The 16,304-nt window shown below is 55.6% G+C and carries 15 protein-coding genes and 1 pseudogene; 10 read left to right on the top strand and 6 right to left on the bottom strand.

What is annotated here, in order from left to right; genetic code table 11:
• Positions 1 to 93: 93 nt before the first annotated feature.
• From F4555_RS05920 to F4555_RS05900, 5 genes are all read right to left on the bottom strand, one after another.
• On the bottom strand, positions 94 to 1,425 hold the full coding sequence (locus F4555_RS05920) for a THUMP-like domain-containing protein (protein WP_115325961.1): 1,332 nt from the start codon (positions 1,423 to 1,425) through the stop codon (positions 94 to 96).
• A 54-nt stretch (positions 1,426 to 1,479) separates the two neighbouring features.
• Positions 1,480 to 2,151, bottom strand: a complete 672-nt coding sequence (locus F4555_RS05915; protein WP_004012056.1) for a response regulator transcription factor — start codon at positions 2,149 to 2,151, stop codon at positions 1,480 to 1,482.
• Positions 2,152 to 2,195: 44 nt separating this feature from the next.
• A complete protein-coding gene (locus tag F4555_RS05910; RefSeq protein WP_249262464.1) occupies positions 2,196 to 3,143 on the bottom strand; it encodes a sensor histidine kinase in 948 nt (315 codons plus the stop codon).
• A 493-nt stretch (positions 3,144 to 3,636) separates the two neighbouring features.
• A complete protein-coding gene (locus F4555_RS05905) occupies positions 3,637 to 4,071 on the bottom strand; it encodes a hypothetical protein (protein ID WP_004012062.1) in 435 nt (144 codons plus the stop codon).
• Between the two features lie 12 nt (positions 4,072 to 4,083).
• Complete coding sequence (locus F4555_RS05900) at positions 4,084 to 4,533, bottom strand: hypothetical protein (protein WP_004018273.1); 450 nt, start codon at positions 4,531 to 4,533, stop codon at positions 4,084 to 4,086.
• A gap of 122 nt (positions 4,534 to 4,655) precedes the next feature.
• Here F4555_RS05900 and F4555_RS05895 point away from each other — a divergent pair, with 122 nt between their 5' ends.
• Together F4555_RS05895 and groES are read left to right on the top strand one after the other, a co-directional pair.
• On the top strand, positions 4,656 to 4,913 hold the full coding sequence (locus F4555_RS05895; RefSeq protein ID WP_004016577.1) for a hypothetical protein: 258 nt from the start codon (positions 4,656 to 4,658) through the stop codon (positions 4,911 to 4,913).
• A 43-nt stretch (positions 4,914 to 4,956) separates the two neighbouring features.
• Entirely contained in the window at positions 4,957 to 5,250 is a 294-nt protein-coding gene (groES, locus tag F4555_RS05890; RefSeq protein ID WP_004012065.1) for a co-chaperone GroES, read from the top strand.
• 337 nt (positions 5,251 to 5,587) lie between these two features.
• Here groES and F4555_RS05885 read toward each other — a convergent pair whose 3' ends face one another.
• The gene (locus tag F4555_RS05885; RefSeq protein ID WP_004012067.1) at positions 5,588 to 5,878 is read right to left on the bottom strand and encodes a WhiB family transcriptional regulator; all 291 of its coding nucleotides are present in this window, start codon (positions 5,876 to 5,878) and stop codon (positions 5,588 to 5,590) included.
• A gap of 301 nt (positions 5,879 to 6,179) precedes the next feature.
• Here F4555_RS05885 and guaB point away from each other — a divergent pair, with 301 nt between their 5' ends.
• The 8 genes and pseudogenes from guaB to F4555_RS05845 form a co-directional block, all read left to right on the top strand.
• Positions 6,180 to 7,718, top strand: a complete 1,539-nt coding sequence (gene guaB, locus F4555_RS05880) for an IMP dehydrogenase (RefSeq protein WP_004012068.1) — start codon at positions 6,180 to 6,182, stop codon at positions 7,716 to 7,718.
• A gap of 79 nt (positions 7,719 to 7,797) precedes the next feature.
• Positions 7,798 to 8,511, top strand: a complete 714-nt coding sequence (locus tag F4555_RS05875; protein WP_231282848.1) for an exonuclease domain-containing protein — start codon at positions 7,798 to 7,800, stop codon at positions 8,509 to 8,511.
• A gap of 26 nt (positions 8,512 to 8,537) precedes the next feature.
• Entirely contained in the window at positions 8,538 to 9,353 is an 816-nt protein-coding gene (locus F4555_RS05870; protein WP_146742427.1) for a queuosine precursor transporter, read from the top strand.
• A 15-nt stretch (positions 9,354 to 9,368) separates the two neighbouring features.
• Positions 9,369 to 10,712 carry a tRNA guanosine(34) transglycosylase Tgt gene (tgt, locus tag F4555_RS05865; RefSeq protein WP_115325962.1) on the top strand — a complete coding sequence of 448 codons (1,344 nt, stop codon included), beginning with the start codon at positions 9,369 to 9,371 and terminating at the stop codon, positions 10,710 to 10,712.
• 2 nt (positions 10,713 to 10,714) lie between these two features.
• A complete protein-coding gene (locus F4555_RS05860) occupies positions 10,715 to 11,827 on the top strand; it encodes a GuaB3 family IMP dehydrogenase-related protein (RefSeq protein WP_004012072.1) in 1,113 nt (370 codons plus the stop codon).
• 118 nt (positions 11,828 to 11,945) lie between these two features.
• Positions 11,946 to 13,733 carry an ABC transporter ATP-binding protein/permease gene (locus tag F4555_RS05855; RefSeq protein WP_248613640.1) on the top strand — a complete coding sequence of 596 codons (1,788 nt, stop codon included), beginning with the start codon at positions 11,946 to 11,948 and terminating at the stop codon, positions 13,731 to 13,733.
• Complete coding sequence (locus F4555_RS05850) at positions 13,733 to 15,712, top strand: ABC transporter ATP-binding protein (RefSeq protein ID WP_115325963.1); 1,980 nt, start codon at positions 13,733 to 13,735, stop codon at positions 15,710 to 15,712. The genes F4555_RS05855 and F4555_RS05850 overlap by 1 nt, the downstream gene beginning before the upstream one ends.
• Positions 15,713 to 15,983: 271 nt before the next feature.
• Positions 15,984 to 16,304, top strand: a pseudogene (locus F4555_RS05845) (ornithine carbamoyltransferase); the annotation flags it as partial.

Below are 16,304 nucleotides of genomic sequence, written 5' to 3'. Positions count from 1 at the left end.
AAACGAGTGAAGATATTGGATTTGCGGTAAAAAACCCGGTTTTGGGTCAAATTTTCACTTATTTTTGCCACTATGTTGGCTGCGGGGTGGGGTTCATGAGATGCTATCCGGGATTCGACGTGCCAAAATCGCCCGGTGCTTGCCGGCAATCCGGGTGGCAAGCAAGGTCAAATCTTCGCCTTCAGGATTTGGTTTCGCCAAAATCTTTTTCCGCAAATGCGCCGGGCTAATATCCGCGCCACGTTTTTTGACTTCCAGGCTGCGTACTCCCAGCGCCTTGAGTGTTTTCTTCAAAGCCTTTTCGTCCAGGGCACAGACCCGTTCAATCCTAAAATACGTCCCCAGTTTCATGGTGGCCGCTAATGAGGCGTCCCGCAAAGCCTCGTCTTGGTCGCAGCCGGTTTTGCCCGGGATGGCACCTAATGAACCGCTACCCGTGAGATAAGCGATACCGGGGGAGACCAGCCGCGCTCCGGCCAACTCTGCCGCGCGCGCCACCAAACCGGCGCGGATAACCGCCGCGTCCGGCTCGAAAATCCAGTCTCCCAAGTCGTCTTCCGACTTGAGAGTGTCGGCCGCGCGCACTGGCGCATTCGCCTTGCCGGAATCACTCGGGTCACGCAAGGCCGCGCGCACATGTCCGTCAGCGCCAATCAGCAAAGCGCTCCGCCCGGGTTTTTCGCGTAAATCCCCCAACCAGATACCGGCCTCAACCAGGTCGCCGCCCACCGAAACCCAGGTTACTTCCGCATCGGCGGGAAGCTCCTGGTAGTCGATGCCCGGGGCTACCTTTACGCCCAGATTTTCACCTGGCACCTCGTGACGCCAAGCCAAAACCGTGTCGAGTGGCGGCTTCCAATGTTTGGGCTTGAGCTTGCGGCCGTGCTTGTCGCGGCGCGCCGGGTCGGCGAAAGCCCCGTCCACCCCGGCTTTGCGCAGTTTTTTCCAGTTGAGTTTGGTGATATCCGCCTGGGTCACCTTGGCTTCGGGGAAGGCGCGCAGATTCAGCAGGGCAGCGGCAGCGGTAGTCTCGTCTATCTCGAAGGCCTCTACCAGCAGCCCGACCCCCGCGAAAGCCAGCGATTCCGCGCCTATCCCGCAACCCAGGTCGGCGACTTTTTGGCAGCCCGCCCGGCGGAAACGCGCGGCATGGTGGGCGGCCACCGGCAGACGAGTGGCCTGTTCCAGCCCGTCGCGGGTCAGCAGCATCGCATCCGCAAAGCCACCAAACTTGGCGCGGGCTTCATCCCGCAGTTCCAGCTGGGTCAAAATCGCTGCCACCAGTTCGGGGTCAACCCCACGCTTACGCAGACCCTGGTTGAGTTTGTCGGCCAGTTGCGGGGAATAAGACCCGAGTTTCCCCAGGCTTTCTAGCATTTGGAAACCCTCCGGGGTTAAAACCGGTTGCAAGGCGTTTTGAGTCATAGGACTATCCTACGGCGTTTTGGGACTCGGAGCTTTACGCGATGGCTACCTAACTTATTCCCGGATGCCGGCCTTGACTGCGGTGATAGCCAGTTCCCCGCGGGTGGCGCAACCGGTGTGTTCCAGGATGTCGGAAACATATGACCTGACGGTGGAATCTTTCAACCGCAATTTCCGCGCGATATTCTTATTCGCCAAGGCTTGCAGCAAAAGGCGAAATGTGGGTCGCAGGTGTTCCGGCAGACTATCCACGGCGGCAATGAAGCCACGGTATTGTTCGCGGTCTTGCTGCGTTTGTGCATAGTTTTCGGTGAGTATCTGGATAGGCCGTGTTCCCATGACTTGCTGGCCGTTGTGGGCTTTGCGGATTAGTTCTGCAAGTTCCGCAGCGGGAATATCTTTAGTCAAAAATCCGCGCACTCCGGCACCGAGGGCTTGTCCCAGGGATTCAACGTGTTCGAATACGGTCAGCATCACAATAGTGATATCGGGATATTCAAGCTTGAGTTTACGCGCGGCTTCGATGCCACTCATGACCGGCATATCCACATCTAGCAACACCAAGTCGACGGGGTGTGCTTGCAATTGCGTAAAGACTTCCTGACCGTTTTCGGCAGTGGCTACTACCCGCAGCCCGTCTTGGGAATCTAAAAGGCTGGACAGGCCGTCGCGAATAATCTGGTCATCATCGGCAATGAGGATTTTGATTTCGGTATTGCTATTCATGAGGTGCCATTTCTTTTCGTCAATATCGGGGATTCCGGCTTTCCTTAAGGGGTATCGGGCTTCGAGTTGGCCGGGAGGGTGATATAAACCACCCAGCGTTTACTAAGGTGGGTGATTTCCATGGTACCCCCTTCGTCGCTGATTCGGCGGGAAAGATTATTTAGCCCAAACCCACTGGATATTGCGGGCGACTGCGGGGTGGGCGCGATTTCGTTGCTGATTGATATAGTCAGTACCCCAGGCTGGGCTTCGGCGTCAACCACCAGGTCGGCGTGTGTTTCCACCGGGGCGTATTTCAAAATATTTGCACCGCATTCCCGCAAAGCCAGCGCGCCCGTTTGCGCTTGTTGCCGGGTAAGAGTGCCATCCACATTGGGCGAGGATGTGATGTCGAGGGTAATATTCCGGGTTTTCAACATGGCGGTAACCTGTTGGATGACCTCGCTCAATTTCGTGTCGGCGGCAGCGGTGTCTATGCAAAGTATCATGGGTTGGAGTCGCTGGGAGGCGCTGGTGGCGGCATCCACCAAGGGTTGAATCTCGGGGGAAAGTTCGGGGTGAGCCTTGGAGAAATCCTGAGCGAGAATCGTAACGTGAGCGAGGTCTTTCGCAATCGTGTCGTGGAGCTGTTGGGCGAGTTCATGGCGAGTTCGCGCGGCGGCCTCTTTAGCCTGGAGTCTCTTGGCTGCGAAGTTTTGATAGAGTTTGCGCAGCGTAAAGCCGAGAACCAGCACGAGGACAGTGTTTACATAGGAAGCAAATATCTGCTGGTCGGGATAGTCGGTCACGGCCACCGAGATGACGTAGTCCAGAATCAGTAGGGTAATGGCGGGGATAATCCAGGAACGTACCAGCCACACGATTAACAGCACACTGAGACAGAGGCTGACAGCCCGAAAATCCCCCAGGAGTCTAAACGCGTTGCACAGCAGGTAAGACGCAATGAAAACAAATTCAAAAATCTGGTAACGAACCGCTACAATGAATAACAAAGCCAATCCAGAAGAAAGATGGAAAGACAAAAATTCATATCCAAATAAATCCTGATCGTTTTCAGCAAAGAAGGCTTCAATCAAGATAACCAGAAGTGAGGAGAGAAGAATCGCTGTACGCTTTGTTGACTGCAGGGGCTCATAGCGTGGAAATAAATATTTTAACAGCTTGTTGGAAGTATTAACTATTTTTTGTTGCTTCAGCATAAGTACCTCTGGGAAAGAATATTCAGGACATGTTTTGCGAGCTGTGAGGGTGGCGCGGTCAGATGCGTATTCCAGTCGCACCACCCATGTTGTTACTGTCTGGTTATTGAAACATAGTATGGAACCAGCACGCCTGCTTGTTGAGCTTGATACATTATTTCGATTGCAACACCTTCTACACTATCTAAATCGCCTTTACCGAAATCATAACGGTCGGTAATGGTAATATAAGAGCCTGTTCTAGCCCAATCGAAGCTGTGTATTGCGTAATACAAATCCTTTTGTATTACGCTATTTGCTGAGCGTGTGTTAGCAATTCGGCCGCAAGTATGTATTGTTGGGAAGCAAAGGCGGCTACTGCGGCGGCTACTGCAGGGGAATATACTGCGTCATATCTACCGCGTTCTGTAGAATTTGTTTTGTATTCCATATAATCGGTAAGTTGTTTTCTTACCTGATTAATTAATGCATCCAGTTGGACTTTTTCTGCTGGATTTAGGTTAGCGTGTTCTTGTTTTTCCTGGTAGTCCTTTATTAGTTTCGCAAGTTCTGTTTCCACAGAGGTTCCATTAGATGCGAGATTGTGTTCAATTTCTGAGATGTCAGAAATTAATTGCCTTGTCTCATCCGGTTGAGATGCAAATGCGCTTGTGGTGTTTATTCCGAGACAAAGTAACATTACCGAAAATGCGGATGTAGCTTTCTTTATATTAATCATCATTTTTCCCTTCTTTTAGCTGATATCTTGGTAGATTGCATATGTTTGTTCTGCCTTGTTGTAGATGATGACAGCCTTATCGTCATATAGGTGAACTGTTCGAAACGTAACGATAGTGTCATCTGGAAGTAATACTTTGGGTGAAAGATTGTTCTTGACTCCTGTGATAATACTCCTTTCATAGTCGTTTAGTTTTCTTGTGGTAAATCTTTCTGGATCTAAATCGGTTCCTATGGTAGATTCTGGATGCTTTACCTTGATTAATAAAAACTTCCAGCCATCGCCCGGGAATCCGATGTTTGATTCATAGGATATAATTTTACATCTTGCTGGAAGATGCATCCCATAGGTATCTTCAAAGAAGCTGACTGGTGTGTCATATGCTCTTACTCCCAGAAATATGCCCACCACAATGACGACAAATGCACCCAAGATAGAAAAAGTTACTTTCGCGGTGTCTTTCATGCTAGTTCCTTCCATGTTATCTATCTTTTAGGGTTGGTCGTGATTGTTGTTTACTATGCTAGGGCATGGCCAGCGCCAAAGATAGGGATAAATGTCGGTCAGTTATACCGACTTTCGTCGGTATGCCCGCGCCAGGCGACGGGCGCAACCCAGGGGTAGCACCTCATGAACCCGCGCGAATCCCCCCAGCGACCGCAACCGGAGTGGCACCTCATGAACCCGCGCGCAAAAACACCGGGCTGACCGGCGCAAACGACCCGATAACACCCCCGTCTTGGCACTCGACTTGCGAGAGTGCTAACCGGGGTTTAACATATAAAACAGTTGTCGGGTGCGAACCCGGCACGGCTGGAAGAACGCCACCCGCGACGGCGTGCTGACAGAAATTTACTGGAATACGAACCTAGAGAAAGGGGAATCGCAGTGTCGGTTTCCATTAAACCTTTGGAAGATCGGGTTGTCATCAAGCAGATGGAGGCGGAAACAGTGACCGCTTCCGGGCTGGTCATCCCGGATATGGCAAAAGAAAAGCCCCAGGAAGGCACCGTCGTGGCAGTGGGTCCGGGTCGCGTTGACGACAAGGGCGTGCGCGTGCCGATGGATGTCAAAGAGGGTGACAAGGTCATCTACGCCAAGTACGGCGGGACCGAAGTCAAGTACCAGGGCGAGGAATACATTATCCTCTCGGCTCGGGACTTGCTGGCTGTGGTGGAGTAATCTGCGCGCGGTTTATCTCGTGTGGAAGGTCGGGCTTATGCCCGGCCTTCCGTGTTTTTATTCCCTTTGCATGAGGCGCCATCCGGTCATCTGTAGCGCCGCGTGGCAGAAATTCAGGAAAAATGGGGGTGAGGCTCAAATATACAGAGCCTCACCCCCAAATTTTCGTTGATTTCTGCCGCCTCCATCCAAAACCCAGGCTTGGAATCATCGACCCCGACCCTAAACTGGTTTAACAAATGGGGTCGAGACCTCAGTCTCGACCCCATCGTGAAATGCAATCTACTGCGGATTCGCCCCCGCCAAGGCTTAAGCTTCACAAACTAAGGCAAGGTTTTTATGCGGTTTTGGCCTCCTGACTTTTCCAATAGGCGGCGCGTTCCTCTTCAGTCATGCCGCCCCAAATTCCATAAGGTTCATGGGCAGCCAGGGCGTAACTGCGGCATTGCTCCAGAACCGGGCAGTTCGCGCAAATCGCCTTGGCGGCAGCGGCGCGGCGGCGTCTGGTGCCGCCGCGTTCGCCATCAGGATGAAAGAAAGTCGCCGTCCCCATATCCTTACAGGCGGCTTTATCTTGCCACTGCCAAGACTCGAGGGTCGGAGCCGGGAGATATGTTACCTTGCTCATCGGATTCTTCCTTTCCGTCAGTTTGTTTTCCACACTTCCAGATTACGGGACACCCCGAAAAAACCATGTCCTACTACGGGATGATTTGCGTCACGTCACCTGACCGTGAGTATGACCTAAGCCTGCCGTGCCCCCCGCGAAACCCAAGGTAGGACACAGTTTTCGCTAAGTACCAGGATTTTTGGCTGGTACTTTATGGAGTCGAAACCACGCTACTTAGCACCCCGCGACAAAAACGATAGAATAAGCGTCAAGCAATCAAGCAGGTAGTTACGCGAAAAGCAAGAGGTGTAAGGACAAAATGGCGGATTTCCCGGTTAACCCCCTAACAGCATTAGCACAAGGCAAAGATCCCTACGGCGCACTCGGATTGACCTATGACGATGTGTTGCTTTTGCCCGAAGAAACCGATGTGATACCCGCCGAGGTGGATACCTCTACCCAGTTGACTCGCAATATTACGCTGAAAATTCCGCTGATATCAGCGGCGATGGACACGGTTACTGAATCACGCATGGCTATCGCGATGGCGCGGCAAGGCGGGATTGGGATTGTGCATCGCAACCTGTCGATTCCAGAGCAAGCCTCGCAAGTCCTGCAGGTAAAGCGCAGCGAATCGGGGATGCTGTACGACCCGGTCACGATTTACCCCGATGCTACTATCGAGCAACTCGACCAGCAATGCGGGAAATACCGGGTTTCGGGGCTGCCGGTGGTGGATGACAACCGGAAGTTGGTCGGGATTATCACCAACCGTGACCTGCGGTTTATCCCGGCGGCGGAGTGGGGGCGGCTGACGGTGCGCGAATGCATGACCCCGATGCCTCTGATTACCGGGCGCACTGGGATTTCCCGCGAGGAAGCCTTGGAATTACTGGCAAAGAACCGTATCGAGAAACTGCCGTTGATTGACCCCGACGGCACTTTGACTGGTTTGATTACCGTGAAGGATTTCGTGAAAACCGAACAGTTCCCGAATTCCACCAAGGACGCGCGCGGTCGGCTGATGGTGGGGGCGGCGATTGGCTATTGGGGCGACGCGAGGCAGCGTGCCGAGGCTTTGGCCGAAGCCGGGGTGGACGTGCTAGTGGTTGATACCGCGAATGGCGCGGCGAAACTGGCTTTGGATATGATTCGGCAGTTGAAGTCGGATTCCGGTTTCGCGGGAATCGAGGTTATTGGCGGGAACGTGGCCACCGCCGAGGGAGCCCAGGCTTTGATTGATGCGGGAGCGGATGGGGTGAAAGTCGGGGTTGGTCCGGGCTCGATTTGCACCACCCGTGTTGTGGCTGGGGTCGGGGTGCCCCAGGTCACGGCGGTTACGATGGCGGCGCGGGCTTGCGAGGCTGCCGGGGTACCTTTGATTGCCGACGGCGGTTTACAGTATTCCGGGGACATTGCGAAAGCGCTGGTGGCGGGGGCGAAAACTGTTATGTTGGGTTCGCTGCTGGCCGGGTGTGAGGAATCGCCCGGGGAGTTGGTGTTTATGAACGGCAAACAGTGGAAGCATTATCGGGGGATGGGGTCATTAGGCGCCATGTCTTCGCGTGGGCGTAAGTCTTATTCCAAGGATCGCTATTTCCAGGCGGAGGTATCCTCTGATGATCAAATCGTCCCGGAGGGAATCGAAGGTCAGGTGCCTTATCAGGGGTCATTAGGTTCGGTGATTTATCAGTTGGTGGGTGGCTTGCACCAGTCGATGTTCTATCTGGGGGCGCATAATATCGAGGAGATGCGTCACCGGGGGCGGTTCATTCGCATCACGGCGGCCGGGTTGCGGGAATCCCACCCCCATGATGTCCAGGTCACGGTAGAGGCTCCGAATTATCAGCGGCACTAAATGCCCTGTTCATGAGGTGCTTTTCGGGGTTTTCACGAAGCAAATTTTTCGGATGGAAGCCTGTGCAAGAATAATAGGTATGAGCGAAACAAAGGTGCCCTGGTTCGAGGGCGAGTGGCTGGGATTTGATACGGAAACCACCGGGGTGTGGGTGCGACGTGACCGGATTGCGACCGCGTCGTTGATTCGCCGGGTCGGCGGCGAGGACACGGCTTACAACTGGGTGATAAACCCGGGTGTCCCTATGCCAGTGAAGGCGAGCGAGGTAAACGGCTTGACCGATGAATACCTCGAGAAACACGGTGAGCAACCGGCGGTGGCTCTGGCCGAGATTGCTTCGGAACTGGCGGCGGCCATGAGTTCCGGGGTGCCGGTGGTGGGGTTCAACGTGGCTTTTGACTTCGAGATTCTAGAGGCCGAGTTGGCGCGTTACGAGTTGCCGACCTTGCGGGCGCGTCTGGGGGGTCGAATTGCGCCGGTGATTGACCCGTTGGTTTTAGATCGTACTTTGGATCGCTATCGGCGTGGGAAACGTAAACTGGCTACAGTGTGCGAGGCCTATGGTTTAGATGGGAATCGGGCTTTTCACCAGGCCGATTCTGATGTTACTGCCACCTTGGATTTGTTGGGGGCAATGGTAGAGCGTTACGAGTCGCTGCGCGGGATGGAGTTGGACGAGTTACACGATTTCCAGGCGGCCGCTCATCGGACTTGGGCCGAGAACTTCAACGAGTATATGGCTCGTACTCGCCCTGATTACCGCCCCGTGAACTTAGAGTGGTTCTTTGCATGAGTCGCAATGGGGGGAAAGGATTAAAGATGAATTCGAATTCGGTGGTGGAAGAAGCCGTGACCGGGACAATCAATGTTGTGGGTTCGCGGACAGGGTCGCAACCGCAGGTGCGTTTCGTGGCACCCGGAAAGGGAAGGTTCTTTGACCTGTTCTTGGCGCTTTTTGTGGCTTTACTGCTGATGAGCAACATTGCGGCTACAAAGTTGATTGGGCTGGAGCTTCCTGGGGTTCCGGGCGCGGGTGGTTCTTTCTTTTCCTTGGTATTCGACGGGGGAGCGGTGATGTTTCCCTTCACCTATATTCTGGGTGATGTCTTGAGTGAAGTCTATGGTTTTCGCGGGGCGCGCCGCGCGGTTTTGGCGGGTTTCGCGGTGTCAATCCTGGCTTCGATTTTGTTTTATCTGGTGGCGATTGCGCCACCTGGCCCGGGGGATGTGAATCACCAGGCTTTCCAGGCAATTTTCGGTTTTGTACCTCGAGTTGTGGCGGCTTCCCTGGCTGGTTATGTGGTGGGGCAGTTGCTCAACGCCCTGGTTTTAGTGAAGATGAAGGGGCGCACGGGCGAGCGTTTCTTGTGGGGACGCATGATTGCTTCGACCCTGGTGGGCGAGCTGGTTGACACGGTGTTGTTTTGCACGGTGGCTTTCGCCGGGGTGATTTCCGGGGCGGATTTCTGGAATTACGTGGTGACTGGGTATATCTACAAATGTGGGCTGGAAATTGTCATGTCTCCGTTGAGTATCCAGGTGATTCGTCTGGTGAAACACGGTGAGTGTAGCTACTTGCCGGTGTCGGATGCGGTGCCGGTTATGTCCGGTTCCGTTGAGATTTCGGATTCATGAGGGGATAGTCGAAATATGAACGCTAAATTCGAGATTTGCGCTCGCCTGGGTACTCTGGGGCGAGCTGGGGTAATCCACACGCCGCACGGGGATATCCCCACCCCCGCTTTTGTACCTGTCGGTACAAAAGCGACGGTGAAGGCCCTCGTTCCTGAACAAGTCCGAGACCTCGGTGCCAGCGCGGTTCTCGCCAATGCTTATCACCTGTATCTCCAGCCTGGTCCGGAACTGGTGGATCGGGCGGGGGGACTCGGGGCTTTCATGAATTGGGATGGGCCGACATTCACGGATTCCGGTGGGTTTCAAGTCCTGAGCCTCGGCGCGGGATACAAGAAGGTCTTGTCCCAGGAATTCGCGGGCAAGGTTAAATCTGGGGGAAATCCGGATTCGGGGATGGCACCTCATGAACCCGCAGACCCCGGCAATCGACACGACCGATCCGGCCAGAAACGTAACGAGCTTGAAGAATCCGAGGAAAACGCGCAGCTCGCGGAACCGAACCGGAACAAGGCACATCCCGGCTTGGCGCGGGTGGACGAGGACGGCGTGAATTTTCGCTCGCATTTGGATGGAAGTCACCACCGTTTCAGCCCCGAGATTTCCATGCAAATCCAACACCTTCTGGGGGCGGATATTATTTTTGCCTTCGATGAACTCACGTCGCTGTTGCATTCCTATGACTATCAGGTGGAATCCCTGGAACGTACCCGGCGTTGGGCCGAAAGATGCTTACGGGAGCATCGCCGCCTCACCGAGGTACGCGAAGGTAAGCCTTACCAGATGCTGTTCGGGGTGATTCAAGGTGCCCAGTGGGAGGATTTACGCCGCAAAGCCGCTCGTGACCTGGGATTGATGTGTGTCGATGGCCAGGCTTTTGATGGTTTCGGTATTGGGGGCGCTCTGGAGAAAGAGAACTTGGGACGGATTTGCGCCTGGGTGGCCGAGGAATTGCCTGAAGACCGGCCACGGCACCTCTTGGGGATTTCCGAGCCAGAGGACTTTTTTGCCGGTATCGAAGCCGGAGCGGACACCTTCGACTGTGTGTCGCCATCCAGGGTGGCGCGAAACGGGGCGGCCTACCTGGAGACGGGGCGGACAAATATGTCACGCGCGGTCTTCCGTGAGGATTTCTCTCCAGTGCAACCGGGTTGTGGCTGTTACACGTGCCGTAACTATACCCGTGCGTATATTCATCATTTGTTGAAGGCCAAAGAAATTCTGGCTTCGACCCTGTTGACCATTCATAACGAGTACTACACGGTGCACTTGGTACAAAACATTCGCGCGGCTATTTTGGCTGGCGAGGATGCGTATCGGGAGTTTAAACAGGAAACGCTGGGTAAACTGGGGAGGCTGTAATCATGAACGACGAAGTGGAGATTGGGCGCGGCAAACGTGGCCGGCGGGCATATTCCTTCGATGAAATCGCGGTGGTGCCGTCTAGGCGCACCCGTGACCCCGAGGATGTGTCCCTGTCATGGCAGTTTGACGCGTATTACATGCGGATTCCGGTGATGGGGGCACCCATGGACTCGGTGATGAGCCCGGAAAACGCGATTCGCCTGGGGAAACTGGGGGGAATCGGGGTTTTGGATTTAGAGGGGCTGTGGACGCGGTATTCCGACCCGCTGCCGCTGTACCGGGAGCTGGCCGAGCTGGGGCAAGATGCTAATGTGATTGCAAAACTGCAACAAATTTATGCCGAACCGGTCAAACCGGATTTGATGCGGGCGCGGCTGCAGGAAATCAAGGACGCCGGGGTAACGGTGGCCGGGGCGATGAGTCCGGCCGGAACCCAGAAATGGTGGGAGGAAATCGCCGGGGCTCCTTTGGATGTGTATGTGGTGCGCGGATCCACGGTGTCCGCCGATCATGTGTCATCGCAGGTAGAACCCCTTAACTTGAAGCAGTTTATTCACCACTTGGATATTCCGGTGATTGTGGGTGGGGTGGCGACCTATACGGGGGCGCTGCATTTGATGCGTACCGGTGCGGCCGGGGTGCTGGTGGGTTTCGGTGGGGGAGCGGCTTCCACTACTCGGCGTACCATGGGGATTCATGTGCCGATGGCCACGGCGGTGGCGGATGTGGCGGCGGCACGCCGAGATTTCATGGATGAATCCAGCGGGCGTTACGTGCATGTTATCGCAGATGGGGGGATTGGCCTGTCGGGTGACATTGTGAAAGCGATTGCCTGTGGGGCGGACGCGGTGATGCTAGGGACGGCCTTGGCTCGTGCCAGTGAGGCTCCCGGTCAGGGCTGGCATTGGGGCAGCGAGGCGCATCATTCGACGTTGCCGCGCGGATCTCGGGTGCGAATCGGGACAGTAGGTACCTTGGAACAAGTGCTTTTTGGTCCGGCGGATAATTCCGAGGGTACTTTGAACCTGATGGGAGCCTTGCGGCGGACGATGGCGACCACGGGTTACACCGATGTAAAGGAACTGCAGCGGGTGGGGGTTGTTATCGGCTAACAAAATGGTTAATGATAAAGTATTTGCTTAGTTGTCCGGGTTGCGTAAGGATAGCCTGAAGGTGGTGGAGTCGCCGGGAGTTACCTTAAAGGCTTATAGATTTGAGGCGGGTTTAAAAGTGAAACTGAATGTCGGAAAGCTCCGGGGCGAGGCCGGGCGTGCAGGATGGCTGGCCGTGGCTTGTTTCTGGGTGACCACCCTGGCGATGGCTGCGGTGTTTGTGGCCGGCGGGAAGATTCTTGACGGCTACGGGGCAGTGTTGGGGGATTTGTTCCAGGTCGATTCCGTTTCTAATGCCGCCGAGAGTGCCTGTGACCATGCTGGTTTGGGTGGCGCGGGTGGCGCGGGCGATGCGGTTGGTAACGTTGGTGGCGGCTTCATGAGTCGCTTGCCGGATGCCAGCCTGTGGTGGTGGATAGTGGCCGGTGTGGGAATCTTGATTGTGTTCGCGGGAAAATTTGCCGAGATTCACCTTGAAGCCACCGCTCAAATCAAGGGCGAAAACCAGTGGCGTAACCGCGTGGTGTCAAAAACTTTCGATTGTGGCCCGGCTCGGATTAAACGCGAGCAACTGGGCAGTATGGTTTCTTTGGCCACCGAATCCGCCGAGCGGATGACCCTCTATACCCATTCTTTCCAGCCCCAGGTTAAGGGGTCGTTTTCCGCGCCAATAATCCTAATCTTGGCGATGGGAATTTTTGTCCATCCCCTGCTGGCGGGCCTGGTTTTAGCCTGTCTGCCATTGATTCCCCTGGGGATAGTTGGTTTCGTGCGGTTCTTTCGCAAGGTTTCCTCCGGCTCTAGCCGGGCGCGGTCGAGTCTTGCGGCTGCGTATCTGGATGCCTTGGGGGGGTTAACCACCTTGCAACTGTTGGGTGCTGGACCTCGCGTGGCGGATACCTTGGAAGCCGTGGGTGAGCAAAACCGCCAAGCCACTATGCGCTTATTGCGTTCCAACCAGCTGGTGATTTTGGTGCTGGATGCCGTGTTTTCCTTGTTTACGGTGACGGTGACCGCCGCGCTCTTGGTACATTTCGCGTGGCGGGGTGATATTACTCCTGGTCAAGCCCTGACAGGGCTGGGTTTGGCCTTGCTTTTGTTGGAACCCATCGACCACTTCGGGGCGTTTTTCTATATCGCGATGGCGGGACGGGGAGCGCAACGCCGGATTCGCGCCTTTCTGGCGGGAGGGAACCCTGAACCCGGTGGGGCTCCGGCATCGACTTTGGGGACAGAGGCTCGGGGCGTGGGAACGCCGGCGGAACCCGGGGTGGTGGAACTGTCGCAAGTGGGATTTGGGTATGGGGGTAAACCCGTATTCTCGGATTTAAACTTGCGGATTTATTCGGGTGAGCGCGTGGCGATAGTCGGGGCTTCCGGCCAGGGTAAAACCACCTTGTTGAACCTGATGAAGGGCTTTTTGCGCCCTCAATCTGGGCGGATACTCGTGAATGGGCAAGCTGCGGATTTGACCACGCAGTCCGCTTTGGTCAGCCAAAACACCTGGTTGTTTACCGGCACAGTTCGGGAAAACCTGGTGGCGGTGGCACCCGGGGAACCCCCCAGCGAGGACGAACTGTGGGATGCCCTCGAAAAAGCGCATATCAATCAAGAAATCCGCGAGATGCCCTTGGGGCTAGATACGCCACTGGGTGAAAACGGGACGGGATTGTCTTCGGGACAAAAACAGCGTTTGAGTCTCGCGCGTGCCTTGATTTCGGGTCGGAAAATCCTGCTGTTAGATGAAGTCACCTCGCAGGTAGACCTGGAATCCGAGCGGGAAATCCTCGCGGCTTTGCGCGGACTGGGACGGGAATACACCTTGATTATGGTCACGCACCGTTCCCGGGTGACAGAACTGGCGCAAAGAGTGCTGCACGTCGCGGCGGGGGAGGTCACGGAATAATGACGGAAGCTGCGCACAATTCGACAAACGGGGTGAAATCTGGACTGGCACCTCATGAAACCGACGGGACGAACGGAGCCACCGCCCCAAACGGAGGCAACCCCACCACCGTCCCGGAAACACCTTCGGCCTGGACGCTGAGCAAGTGGATGCTGCAATCGACCCGCGAGGTTCTGCCGCCGCTACTGGGATCGGCGGTGGCGCGAATCTGCGACCAATTCGCGGGTATTTCGCTGTTTATGGTGCCGATAGTGCTGATAGCCAATGCTTTTAGCCATACACGTAATGGTTGCGTCTTGGGGACGGGGCACACCGTGGGACTGTTGGTCTCGGTGATGGTGGTGATTGCGCTGGTCAAAGGCTTGGCGCGCTACCTGGAGCATTTCTTGGGGCATTTGGTGGCGTTTCGCGCCCTGGAAATCCTGCGTGGCCAGGCATTTCGTGCGATTTACCCCCAGGCTCCAGCGCTGGAATTTCGCACGCACAGCGGGGATATGCTGGCGCGACTGACCAAGGACATTGACCGTATCGAGGTGTTCTTTGCCCATACTTTCGCCCCGGCAGTGTCTTCGATTGTGGTGCCGGTGACCGTGGCTGCCGTGAGTTTCACGTTGGTGCCGTGGCCGCTGGCCGTGGCAGTGACGCTGGTGTTGGCTGTGGGTTTGGCGATCCCCTGGGTGGGAATCCGAGCCGGTCACCGGGCGGCTTTAGCGAAGCTGGCGGTGCGCGGCGAGGTGTCCACGCATGTCACAGATTCCCTGGGTGGCCTGGCAGAAGTGGTTGGTTACGGCTTGGAACAGCCTCGATTGCGCGGCATGGCGCGGGTGGAAGCGCGGTTACTTGACCGAGACGCTAAAAATGTGCGGATTCGGGCTTTCCGCGAGGCGTTCCTGTTGGCGTGGCGAATGGTGACGCTGGTGGTGTTGCTGACGGTGGGGGGCTGGCTGTTTATGGATGGCCAGGTTAGTCTCGCGGCATGGCTGGCGGTGGTTTTCGCGACCTTGCGTTCTTGGGAAGTCTTGCAGGGGGTAGTGGATTTCGGGGCGGATTTGAATGTGTCTTTTGCGGCTGCCGCCCGGGTGTGGAAACTGTCGCACGAAGGACTGGAACTGGCTAGTGGGGAGGCTCCGGTTCCGGCGGGGGCACTGGGACTGGAGTACCGTGACGTTAGTTTTTCTTATGGTGATAGGTTGACGCTGGGTGGCGCGGCTTCATTAGATGCCAGCCGCAATTCTGGGAAAAATGCGGAATCTGGGCTGGCACCTCATGAAACGGAAACGTCTGAAACTGTCCGCGAACGCATCCCCGCCGGGGTTCGGGGAGTCAACTTCGAGGTCAAGCCGGGTTCCTGGACGGCTGTGGTGGGGGCGACGGGGTCGGGGAAATCCACCCTGGCGCGTCTGGCGCTGCGGTTCTTTGATCCCCAGGCGGGTGCGGTGCGCCTGGCGGGCGGTGACCTGCGGGAATATTGCTTGGAGGAGGTGCGTCGCGCGGTGTCTCTGGTCAGCGTGGATACGAAGCTGTTCGATATGACGGTGGGGCAAAACCTGCGCCTGGCGGCACCGGATGCCAGCGACGATGACTTGTGGAAGGCTTTGCGCCTGGCGGCGATTGACCAGGAAATCCGCGAGATGGGCGGCTTGGAACGCCGGGTTGGCGGGCGCGGGGATGCCTTAAGTGGCGGGCAGCGTCAGCGTTTGTCCTTGGCGCAGGCGCTGTTGCGGGGTTCGCGGATTTTGATTTTGGATGAATACACGGCGCATTTGAACCCGGAATTGTCCGCGCGGATTGCCGAGAATCTGCGGGCTTTGCCCGAGCATCCCACGATTCTGGAGATTACTCACAGTCTGGATCGGATTGATGCCGCCGACTGGGTGGCGGTGCTTGACCTGGGTCGCATCGTGGAGCAGGGCAAGCCGGAGGATTTGCTGTCCCGCGAGAACTCCGCTTTGCGGCATTTGCGGGGGGTAAATGCCTAGATTGGTAAAAAACGCTGGGAATGCCGCGAAACACCTCATAAAGAGGCAAAAATAAACAATCCTAGATACGGGGTATAGGGGGGTTTATTTTTAAAAAACCAAAAATTAGACCCCTTCTTTCTCTGTTGAAGCCTTGACCACCAGGGGTAATATCAATGCTGCTTTGAGGGAAAAATCTCTGCACAGGGATGTGCTTGGAAACAACCGGGTTTGAAGAAATACCGAAAACTCCCCTCAAATCCTCAAGAATCAACTATTGGAAGGAATAATTATGACTGATTTTCATGGTCGTCATTTTTTGAAAGAACTAGACTTCACTCCAGCGGAGTGGCTGGAACTGTTGGAGTTATCCGCAGAACTGAAAGCCGCTAAGAAGGAACGGCGTGAAGTCAAACATCTGGAGGACAAGAATATTGCCCTTATTTTCGAAAAGACCTCCACGCGGACGCGCTGTTCTTTCGAAGTAGCGGCTTATGACCAGGGCGCACATGTCACCTATCTGGATCCCAGCGGCTCACAGATGGGTCACAAGGAATCCATTGAGGACACCGCGCGGGTTTTGGGTCGTTTCTATGATGGTATCGAATTGAAG

The organism is Mobiluncus mulieris, from assembly GCF_014204735.1.
GTDB lineage: Bacteria > Actinomycetota > Actinomycetes > Actinomycetales > Actinomycetaceae > Mobiluncus > Mobiluncus mulieris.
This window is presented reverse-complemented; position numbering and strand designations above follow the sequence as displayed.

Coding starts and splice junctions, on each gene's coding strand:
- F4555_RS05920 (WP_115325961.1), bottom strand. CDS start 1,425: ATGACTCAAAACGCCTTGCAACCGGTTTTAACCCCGGAGGGTTTCCAA.
- F4555_RS05915 (WP_004012056.1), bottom strand. CDS start 2,151: ATGAATAGCAATACCGAAATCAAAATCCTCATTGCCGATGATGACCAG.
- F4555_RS05905 (WP_004012062.1), bottom strand. CDS start 4,071: ATGATGATTAATATAAAGAAAGCTACATCCGCATTTTCGGTAATGTTA.
- F4555_RS05900 (WP_004018273.1), bottom strand. CDS start 4,533: ATGAAAGACACCGCGAAAGTAACTTTTTCTATCTTGGGTGCATTTGTC.
- F4555_RS05895 (WP_004016577.1), top strand. CDS start 4,656: ATGCCCGCGCCAGGCGACGGGCGCAACCCAGGGGTAGCACCTCATGAA.
- F4555_RS05885 (WP_004012067.1), bottom strand. CDS start 5,878: ATGAGCAAGGTAACATATCTCCCGGCTCCGACCCTCGAGTCTTGGCAG.
- guaB (WP_004012068.1), top strand. CDS start 6,180: ATGGCGGATTTCCCGGTTAACCCCCTAACAGCATTAGCACAAGGCAAA.
- F4555_RS05875 (WP_231282848.1), top strand. CDS start 7,798: ATGAGCGAAACAAAGGTGCCCTGGTTCGAGGGCGAGTGGCTGGGATTT.
- F4555_RS05870 (WP_146742427.1), top strand. CDS start 8,538: ATGAATTCGAATTCGGTGGTGGAAGAAGCCGTGACCGGGACAATCAAT.
- tgt (WP_115325962.1), top strand. CDS start 9,369: ATGAACGCTAAATTCGAGATTTGCGCTCGCCTGGGTACTCTGGGGCGA.
- F4555_RS05860 (WP_004012072.1), top strand. CDS start 10,715: ATGAACGACGAAGTGGAGATTGGGCGCGGCAAACGTGGCCGGCGGGCA.
- F4555_RS05850 (WP_115325963.1), top strand. CDS start 13,733: ATGACGGAAGCTGCGCACAATTCGACAAACGGGGTGAAATCTGGACTG.